Below are 8,335 nucleotides of genomic sequence, written 5' to 3'. Positions count from 1 at the left end.
TAGATTTCGCTAAGAATTTATAATCATTACTCCGAAGATATTACTAAAGCTTCGAAACTTGCTTCGCTTCGAACAGTCTCAGCTTTTTAACGTAATATCTTCTCCGTAATAATTTAAATTCTAAAGCTCATCTAGATATTCTCTTCATAATGTTTGTAAGTTTTATTTTTTATATTTTGATACAGTCCCTTAATGATTTTCGAACTTAATCCTCATTATTTTTTCTACTTTTTATTAAGGCTTTAAAATTCATTCCAAACTCATGAATATATAGAATTACTCCTATTGCTGCTGGTAATATGAAATAACTTATCCTATAAAGTATTATTACTAAAAAAGTTTGTTCTATAGGTATTCCCCAAGATTTAAAACCTTCTATAAATGTTAAATCAAAGGTACCAAGACCTCCAGGTATCATACTTACTATCCCAATAGCTGTAGCTCTTACATAAACATAAAAATATTCTGTAAGTTTTATATGAGCCCCTGTAATAGCTAATATTAAATATATAAGTAGCATATTTAAAGTCCACTCTACAAAGGATATTCCTACAACTTTTAAGGTAAATCCTTCTTCATCCTTTTTCTTTTTATAGTTATATAATGAATTTATAATAACCAAAGGAGCATAGGCAGCAACTCCGTATACTACATATTTTATAATCCCTAAATTCTTTATATCCTTAAATTCTAAGAGAATATAAATTATGCATAATACAGATAATCCAGTTAAGTTTAAAAATATAATCTTTCCAATTTCCCTTAATAACTTCTTTTTATCCTTAACATGACTTCCATAAAAATATTGCTTAAAAGCTAAGGAGGTAGCCCCTCCAAATCCAAGTAAACTTGCAATTGAACTTGCTATCCAAGAATATTTATATAATTTTATATTGTTAATATCTATTCCAACATTCTTTTTCAAAATAAAATCATAAATAGATAAAGGCATATATGCAATAATACCAGCTATAGCAATTAGAGTTAGCTGTAGAAAATGCAATCTATCCCTATACATATTAAAATAGTTCATATTAAATTCTTTAAACATATTTTTAAATCCAAAGGCTACTAAAACTAATACTACTGCTATAAAAGTTATCTTTAAAAAAAGCTTAACTTTATTATTTAATTTAATCTTCAAATCTTTTCTCTCCTTTGTATTTGTTAACACATCATTAATATTATTTTACATTAAATTAAATAAAATTCAAAATTAAAAGCGATTTAAAATTTTTTTAAATCGCTTTTATTAATATAAAATTATAATATAAAAACTTTTATACTTTCATCTTATTCCTAAAACCGTTTACACAATTAAAAGACTCCTCTATATTTAAAAATACATTTTTTAAACGCTCTGAGTTTATTACCACATATTTTGATTTATTACTACTACCTAAAATTGAATCATTAGGATATTCAACTATGTATTTCTCTTCATCTATACTATTATTATTTATAACAATTACATCATTGTTACTTAAAAAAATATATAATTTCCTATCACTATCAGTTATTGGTGCAAAGCTCTTTTTTTCCTTAATATCACTTTCATTTAAAATACTTACTATCTCTTCAATACTCTTCTTCTCTAGATCCTTAGGTACATTGTGGTAATTTTCACTTCTTTCTTTATTCATATAGTATTTCATTGCTACTACTTCACTTTCCTTCACCTTAAATGAAGTATCTTCTTTAATAAAAATAGAAACAAGAACTCCAAGAATAAGCATTATAATAGCTATAGGGAAGATTATCTTTTTCCCCACAAAATTACCCCCTATCTATTTATGTTCATATACAATTATATAATACAACATTTTTTTACAATTTTAAAGATAACATGCATAAGTGGGTTTATTTCCTTCATAACTGGACATTTAATTCTTTAAAATTAAATATAGATAAAAAAGAAGCAAAAGATATATTAAGTATATCTTTTACTTCTTTTACTATTATTTAAATAATCAACTAAAGTTATTTTATTAAAATTATTTGATTCTACGTTTTTTAGATTTAAATACATATTATTTAAGATTTCACTTTGATCTTCTACTGAAAATAACTTCCCATAATCACTTTCAAAATTAGAATATATATTCTCCTCTAATCTTTCTTTCAAGTTTAAAATTAATCCCTCTATACTTTTAATATACTCTTCCTTAAATAAATCTAAGGCATATAAAAGTTCTATTTCCATTTTATTTTCTATATTTTCATGTCCTATGAATTTTTCTATATCCATTAAAATTTTATTTTTCAAAAATCCTTTATTTAAAAATTCTATTAACTTAAAAAATCGCTTATTTAATGAAGTATAATCAACCTTTTCACATTTATAAGAATCATGCCTCTCTGATTCTCTTATTCCTAATTTATTTAAACTTTCAAAAAAACTCCCATGGATTATTTCTTCATATTTTGTATAAATATTAAATATTTCCTCATTTACAGCACTTAATTCTAAAATATCATTCTTTATTATATCTACTACTTCTAAATTAATATCTTCCTTTGAAGTTAATTTTATTTCCTTTAATACTACTCTGCTTTTTAAATTAATATTTTCTTTAATTCTTTTAGAAGAACTTTCTAGGCAATTTCTTAATTCTTCTAAGAATTTTTCTTTTAAATCCTTACATTGAATTCCAAAATCAATTCTTAACTGATTATGATATAAATAACCCTTATTTAACTCTTCATTATACTCTTTAATAGCTTCTAATAGTTTGTACTTTAAATTTAATAGAATTTCATCTATTAATTCATCTTCTAAACCATTAAAATTATCTTTGCTTATAGAGTTAATTTTTATATCTATCTCCTTAAATTCTCTTTTTGCTTTCCTTAAAAAAGAATTTATTTTATTATGCTCCCTATTGCTACTTGCACATTTTTCTAAGGATTCTAATTCTATTTTTAAATCCTTTATATATTCTCTTAACTTTAAAGTCATTATTAATAGTTTATTTTCCTTTTCATATTCTTTTATATGCCTATATAGCTTTAAAAACTTCTCATTTAAACTCTGTGAATTATAAAAAAACTTATTTTCCTCTTTATCTTTAGAAACTTTTACTTCATATTCTTTAACTAACATGGTTTTCTCCTAAAATAAAACTGCTAAAATGCCTACAATTACTATACTAACTACTAAAAAGTAATATTTTTTATCTAATTCACTTTTTAATTCTTCATGAAAAAACGGTTCCTCAGGTCCCTTATTCATATTAGATATTTTTCTATCTAAATTATTAACTCTCTCTCCAATCCTTCTTATGGCATCTATTACATCAACATTATACTTCTCTATGGCACTATTTAATAATTCCATAGAGTTATTCATATTAGTATTTCCTTCTTCTAAAAGGTCCTTTATTTCATTAAACTCTAACTTAATATTATAATTTATCTCCTCAAGACCCTCTCCCATATATTCTTTAAAGCCTAAGAAATTGTCTCTAATTTCACTTTTATCTACCTTTAACCTATTTTCTAATTTATTGACACAGTTCATAACTCTTAAGCATTCACCTTTTAGCATTTTATCCATCTCTTCAATTTTTTCTATATGCTCCTTAGCTATGTGGTTGCTTGTCCTTATCTTTTCATTTAATTCTATGCCTATTCTTTGTAAAGAAGCTACATTTTGAAGCCCTTCTTCTTCTGATAATTCTCCTATATTTTTATTTATTCCCTCTACTTGCTCCTTTAACTTTTCTATTTCATCATAGGTTTCCTTTGCCTTCTCTTTTAATTCGTAAATGTTTTCTCTTGACTTGATAGATACTTCTTCTATATTATTTAAAAATTCATTAGCTTTTTTCTCAAAGGCCTCTTCCCCTTGCTGAACCCCTAAATTAAAGTCTGCTATAGATTCATCTAATATTATCTTTAAATTATTTTGTAAACTTATTAAGTTATTCCTATTTATTGTAGCAGTTTTTTCTGAAGTACTTGTAAGGGTCTTTATTAAATTTTCTTCCGTAAGTTTTAAATCCCTATAAATAGATTTGTCAAAGACTGATTTACTTATTTCTGAAACTAATTCATTAAATTCATCTATTAAGTTATCTTCATTCCTATTCTCCATAACTTCCTCCTAACCCACTACCTAATATGAGTTTATATACCATAAAACTTCATTTATTACTAAATCTCTTCATCAAAAGTCATAAAATTCAAGCTCTCTTTATAATAATTATACTTTATTTACCATATATGTAAATACTTAAAGGTGCCTATTTTAAATAATTTACTTTTTATTTATGTATTCCTAACTTTATAAAATTTCATTAAAAAAACAGCCCTATTTTAGGGCTTAATCTAAAATAGGGCAAAAAAAATAAGAGGCTTATAAAAAGTTAATAATAAAAGCTACAAACATATTCAGAGAATTACTAGATTTCGCTAAGAATTTATAATCATTACTGCGAACATATTACTAAAGCTTCGAAACTAGCTTCGCTTCGAATAGTCTCAGCTTTTTAACGTAATATCTTCTCCGTAATAATTTAAATTCTAAAGCTCATCTAGATATTCTCTTCATACTTTTTGTAGCTTTTATTAAAACTTATTTTTATATAACCTCTTATATATTAGTTATCTGAAAATTTAGCTAAAAGATTTAGTATTTCAGTGTATAACCATATTAAAGTTACCATTAATCCAAAAGCTCCATACCATTCCATGTACTTTGGATATCCATATTGTGAAGCTTTTAGTATGAAATCATAGTCCATTATTAAACTTGCTGTAGCAATTGCAACAACAAATAGGCTAAATCCTATACCAATTATTCCTGAACCATATATAGGTAAAGTTATTCCAAAGAAACTAAGTACCATTCCTAATAAGTAAATAGCTCCAATTGATATTATAGCTATGAAAACTCCTCTGCTAATTCTTCCAGCTATATCTGGAGTTCTTCTATATATAAGTACTGTAGCAACTAAGCATATTATTGTTAAAAGCATAGCTGGGAATACTATTCCAGGAAACATACTTTCAAAGTATCTTGATATAGAACCTAAAAGAACACCTTCAAAAGCGGCATAGAAAACTGCTGTAAACTGTGCAATCTTTGGTATGAATGATGTTACTAGTCCTAAAATTAATGATCCTCCTAGTGAAACCACTAAAGCACTTTTATAATTCACATCTGGATTTTGAAAAGCTATCCAACTATAAACAAAAGCAACACCTAAAATAGCTGTCATTATTAATATTTTTACTATAGTTCCTCCAACAGTCATGGTTGTTCCATCACTAACAGCCTTTTCAAACCCAGCTGCTAATGCAGGATTTGATTCTCTTCTCATGTTTCTACCTCCTATACAAATGTAAGTAATTTATTATAGTTTAAATTATAAAGTCAAAGTATGTCAAATCTGTTTCATTTATGGCTAAAATGCAAATTAATATTAATTTAATGATTAAATTTAATTTTATATAGTATCTCATTCCTTTGTTTATTATAATCATAATATTTCTTTATTTAATATTAATCCTCATCTAAATCATTCCAACTGTGTAAACAATGACTCCAAAGATGCTCCTTTACTATATTTCTACTTTTACATTTTGGACATTCTTTATTTTCCTTAAAAAATAAAATTCTTTTTAACATTCCTATGTTAAAAGTATTCCCACAATTAATACAAATAAAACCATAGGTGCTTAATATCCAAAGTCTAAATAAAAATATTTCTAAAAATACATAAATTAAAAATAAAATAAAACTAAATAAATTCATAGGTATTAATTTATAGGCAATTATGGCTGTTGAAATTACTATAAGGCTAAAAATTAATAGAGTTAATTTATTTTTTTTAAATTTCATATGAAACTCTTCCTTAAGAATTGCTTAGATATTCTCTACTCTTTTTTTCTTAAATAAGAATCAATGGACTTTGCAGCTTTTTTTCCTGCTCCCATAGCAAGAATAACTGTAGCTGCTCCTGTAACAGCATCTCCTCCTGCATAAATTCCCTTTAAGGAAGTACTTAAACTTTCTTCATCTACAAGGAGACATCCTCTCTTATTTGTCTTTAATCCCTTTGTGGCATTGGATATTAGTGGATTAGGTGAAGTTCCTAAGGACATTATTACACTATCTACATCCATAATAAACTCTGAATTTTCAATTGCAATTGGTCTTCTTCTTCCTGAAGAATCCTCCTCTCCAAGTTTCATCCTTATGCACTTTATACCCTTTACCCAACCTTTTTCATCAGTTAAAATTTCAGTAGGATTAGTTAAAACATCTAAAATAACTCCCTCTTCCTTAGCATGATGAACTTCTTCTAATCTAGCTGGTAACTCCTTTTCACTTCTTCTATAAATTATGTGAGTTTCTGCTCCTAATCTTAAGGAAGTTCTAGCTGCATCCATAGCAACATTTCCTCCACCGACTACAGCAACCTTTTTTCCTAAATTTAAAGGAGTATGGCTTTCATTTTTAAAAGCCTTCATAAGATTTACCCTAGTTAAAACTTCATTGGCTGAAAAAACTCCATTGGCATTTTCCCCTTTAATCCCCATGAATTTTGGAAGACCTGCTCCAGAACCTATAAAGACAGCCTTAAATCCTTCATTTTCTATTAATTCATCAATGTCCACAGTTTTTCCTACAACAACATTATTTTCTATTTTAACTCCTAGTTTTTTTATTTCTTCTATTTCATATTTAACTACATCCTTCTTTGGTAATCTAAACTCTGGAATTCCATAAACTAAAACGCCTCCAGATTCATGTAATGCTTCAAAAATAGTTACTCTATATCCTAGTTTAGCCAATTCTCCTGCACAGGTTAAGCCAGCAGGGCCACTTCCAATAACAGCCACCTTTTCTAAAGTCTTATCACTCTTTTTTAAAGAGCTTAATTTATTATTTCTTGCAAAGTCTGCTATGAATCTTTCTAGTTGTCCAATAGCTAATGGCTCTCCTTTTATTCCTAAAACACACTTTCCTTCACATTGAGATTCTTGTGGACAAACTCTGCCACATACAGCAGGTAAAGCATTATATTTTGACAACTCTTCAAAAGAAGCAGAAAAATCTCCTTTTTTTATGAAAGATATAAAACTTGGTATATTTACAGAAACAGGACATCCTTCCATACACTTAGGATTTTTACACCCTAAACATCTATTTGCCTCTTCAATAGCCTCTTCTTCTCCATATCCTAGGGAAACCTCCTTAAAGTTTTTCCCTCTTTCTATTGGATCTTGCTCCCTAGATTTAACTCTTTTCTTTTTTAAATTACTCATTTTTCAAATCACCTCTACATCCACATCCACCATGACTATGGGTATTTCCCTCTTTAAGTTTTAAGAAAGCTCTTCCCTCTTCTGTTTTGTAGATAGCTTGTCTTCTAATAGATTCATCAAAATCTACTAAATGACCATTAAATTCTGGTCCATCAACACAAGCAAACTTAACTTTTCCTCCAACTGTAACCCTACAAGCACCACACATTCCAGTTCCATCAACCATTATGGGATTTAAACTTACAGTGGTAGGAATATTTAATTTCTTTGTAAGTTCACACATAAACTTCATCATTATCATTGGTCCAATTACAATTGCTCTATTATAATTTATACTCTTATTTCTCACTAAATCTTCTAAAAGTTCAGTTACTCTCCCCTTAAATCCATAACTTCCATCATCAGTAGCTATATATAGATTTTTAGAAACCTCCCTAAGCTCCTTTTCAAATATTAATAAATCCTTATTTCTAGCTCCAACTATAACATCTGCTAAAATTCCATGGTTATATAGCCACTTTACTTGAGGATATACAGGTGCAGCTCCAACTCCACCAGCTACAAATAATATTCTTTCCTTTTTTAACTCCTCTAAATCTTCATATATAAAGTCACTTTCCCTTCCTAAAGGGCCAAGAAAATCATGTATATAGTCACCTTCATTGTATTTTCCAAGTTCTAAGGTGCTAGCCCCAAGACCTTGAACAACAATGGTTACACTTTTATCTTCCTTATTATAGTCAGCTATGGTTAAAGGAATTCTTTCTCCCTCTTCATCTGTTCTAAGTATTATAAATTGACCTGGCTTAGCCTTATTAGCTACTCTAGGTGCTTCTATCTTCATTAAATAAACAGAGTCATTTAAATATCTTTTTTCTAAAATTTTAAACATCTAACTAAACCTCTCCAAAAATATTTTATTCTCCCACCTAAAAAAACAGGATTGTATCAAAGAACTCATAAAATTTATAACTTTTATCTTTGAGTTTTAACACAATCCTCTTATCTATACTTTATATATCTCTCTGATTTATATTTTTCCTAAAAAGATAATCTTCTC

General features: G+C 27.4%; 8 protein-coding genes. All 8 read right to left on the bottom strand.

The annotated features are described in order from the left end of the window. Positions 1-205 precede the first annotated feature (205 nt). Positions 206-1,144: a flippase-like domain-containing protein gene (locus ACYUCG_RS06490; protein WP_315632513.1), complete on the bottom strand. Its 939-nt coding sequence runs from the start codon at positions 1,142-1,144 to the stop codon at positions 206-208. Between the two features lie 136 nt (positions 1,145-1,280). Beyond that, a complete protein-coding gene (locus ACYUCG_RS06485; RefSeq protein ID WP_143831043.1) occupies positions 1,281-1,772 on the bottom strand; it encodes a hypothetical protein in 492 nt (163 codons plus the stop codon). Positions 1,773-1,930: 158 nt separating this feature from the next. Beyond that, positions 1,931-3,103: a hypothetical protein gene (locus tag ACYUCG_RS06480; protein ID WP_460268331.1), complete on the bottom strand. Its 1,173-nt coding sequence runs from the start codon at positions 3,101-3,103 to the stop codon at positions 1,931-1,933. A gap of 9 nt (positions 3,104-3,112) precedes the next feature. Then, entirely contained in the window at positions 3,113-4,096 is a 984-nt protein-coding gene (locus ACYUCG_RS06475) for a hypothetical protein (protein WP_460268330.1), read from the bottom strand. Positions 4,097-4,601: 505 nt separating this feature from the next. After that, positions 4,602-5,324, bottom strand: a complete 723-nt coding sequence (locus ACYUCG_RS06470) for a Bax inhibitor-1/YccA family protein (protein ID WP_460268329.1) — start codon at positions 5,322-5,324, stop codon at positions 4,602-4,604. A 182-nt stretch (positions 5,325-5,506) separates the two neighbouring features. Next, positions 5,507-5,845, bottom strand: a complete 339-nt coding sequence (locus tag ACYUCG_RS06465) for an FmdB family zinc ribbon protein (protein ID WP_060797012.1) — start codon at positions 5,843-5,845, stop codon at positions 5,507-5,509. 35 nt (positions 5,846-5,880) lie between these two features. Beyond that, positions 5,881-7,275 carry an NADPH-dependent glutamate synthase gene (gene gltA, locus ACYUCG_RS06460; RefSeq protein ID WP_460268328.1) on the bottom strand — a complete coding sequence of 465 codons (1,395 nt, stop codon included), beginning with the start codon at positions 7,273-7,275 and terminating at the stop codon, positions 5,881-5,883. Continuing rightward, positions 7,268-8,167: a sulfide/dihydroorotate dehydrogenase-like FAD/NAD-binding protein gene (locus ACYUCG_RS06455; protein ID WP_460268327.1), complete on the bottom strand. Its 900-nt coding sequence runs from the start codon at positions 8,165-8,167 to the stop codon at positions 7,268-7,270. The genes gltA and ACYUCG_RS06455 overlap by 8 nt, the downstream gene beginning before the upstream one ends. Positions 8,168-8,335 lie beyond the last annotated feature (168 nt).

The sequence above is a fragment of the Clostridium sp. CTA-17 genome (genome assembly GCF_054767895.1).
Note: the sequence above shows the minus strand (reverse complement) of the source record. Positions and strands in the feature narration are given on the sequence as shown.